General features: G+C 66.4%; 2 protein-coding genes. Both read left to right on the forward strand.

What is annotated here, in order from left to right:
- Positions 1 to 840: bifunctional methylenetetrahydrofolate dehydrogenase/methenyltetrahydrofolate cyclohydrolase FolD (gene folD, locus RMO40_RS15055; protein WP_309722935.1), on the forward strand; the 840-nt coding region annotated here is incomplete at its 5' end.
- On the forward strand, positions 837 to 1,814 hold a 978-nt coding region (locus RMO40_RS15060; RefSeq protein ID WP_309722939.1), incomplete at its 3' end, for a M3 family metallopeptidase. The genes folD and RMO40_RS15060, both read left to right, overlap by 4 nt.

Below are 1,814 nucleotides of genomic sequence, written 5' to 3' on the forward strand. Positions count from 1 at the left end.
CTCATCGACGGCAACGCCCTTGCCAAGAAGATCCGCGCCGAAGTGGCCGAACGCGCCGCCGCCCTCACCGCCCGCGGCCACACGCCCGGGCTGGCAGTGGTCCTGGTCGGCGATGACCCGGCCAGCCAGGTGTACGTGAGCCACAAGGTCAAGGACTGCGAAACGAGCGGGGTGCGCTCGGTGCTCGACCGCTTTGCGGCCAGCATGTCCGAAGCCGATCTGTTGGCACGCATCGACGTGCTCAACCGCGACGACAGCATCCACGGCATCCTGGTGCAGATGCCGGTGCCCAAACACATCGACCCGCAGAAGGTGATCGCCGCCATCTCCCCCACCAAAGACGTGGACGGCTTCTCGGTGCTCAGCGCCGGCGAGCTGGCCAGTGGCCTGCCCGGCTTCAGACCCTGCACGCCGTATGGCTGCATGAAGATGATCGAGACTACCGGCGTCAACCTGAAGGGCAAGCACGCCGTTGTGATCGGGCGCAGCAACACCGTGGGCAAGCCGATGGCACAACTGCTCTTGCAAGCGAATGCCACCGTCACCATTTGCCACAGTGGCACGGCCGATCTGGGCCAGCACACGCGCCAGGCCGATGTGGTGGTGGCGGCAGTGGGCCGGCGCAATACCTTGACCGCGGGCATGGTCAAACCGGGCGCAGTCATCATCGACGTGGGAATGAACCGCAATGACGAAGGCAAGCTGTGTGGCGATGTGGACTTTGCCGGTGTCTCGCAGGTTGCCGGTTTCATCACCCCGGTCCCCGGTGGCGTTGGGCCCATGACCCGCGCCATGCTCCTCGTCAACACCATTGAAGCTGCGGAACGTAAACACCCATGAGCAATCCCCTCCTCGCCCTCGACGGACTGCCTCACTTCGCCGCCATTCGCCCAGAGCATGTGGGCCCGGCGGTGACGCAACTGCTGGCTGAAGCCGACGCGGCGCTGGAGCGTGCGACGAGCGATGAGGTGCCTCCCGACTACGACGCGATGTCGGGCGTGCTCGATGTAGCGACCGAGCGCCTAGGGGCAGCCTGGGGCGCCGTGGCGCACCTGAACCACGTGGCCGACAACCCCGAGCTGCGTGCGGCCTACAACGACAGCCTGCCCAAGGTCACCGAGTTCCACACCCGGCTGGGCGCTGACGAGCGGCTCTACGCCAAGTACAAGGCCATCGCCCACAGCCCCGCCGCCGCCAAGCTGAGCCCCGCTCGCAAGCAGGCCTTGTCGAACGCCATGCGCGACTTCGTGCTTTCGGGCGCCGAGCTGCAAGGTGCGGCCCGCGAGCGTTACGCGCAGATCCAGGAGCGGCAGGCGGCATTGTCGCAATCGTTCTCCGAACATGTGATGGACGCGACCGACAGCTTTGCGCTGTATGTGAACGAAGACGAGCTGGCCGGTGTGCCCGCCGATGCGAAAGACGCCGCCCGTGCCGCCGCCGAGGCCGATGGCAAGCCAGGCTACAAGCTCACGCTGCACTTCCCGAGCTACTTCCCGGTGATGCAGTACGGTGAAAACCGCGCGCTGCGCGAGCAGCTTTACACCGCCTACGCCACGCGTGCCAGCGATCTGGGCAAACCCGAGCACGACAACAGCGCCTCCATGCGCGAGATCTTGCAGCTGCGCCACGAAGAGTCGCAGCTGCTCGGCTACCGCAACTTTGCCGAAGTGTCGATGGTGCCCAAGATGGCCGACTCGCCCGAGCAGGTCACCGAGTTCCTGCGCGACCTGTCGCGCCGCGCCCGCCCCTACGCTGACAAAGACCTGGCGGAGCTGCGCGAGTTCGCCCGCAGCGAGCTGGGCCTGGCCGAGCTG

The organism is Rhizobacter sp., from assembly GCF_031412075.1.
In the GTDB taxonomy this organism is placed as follows: domain Bacteria; phylum Pseudomonadota; class Gammaproteobacteria; order Burkholderiales; family Burkholderiaceae_C; genus Rhizobacter.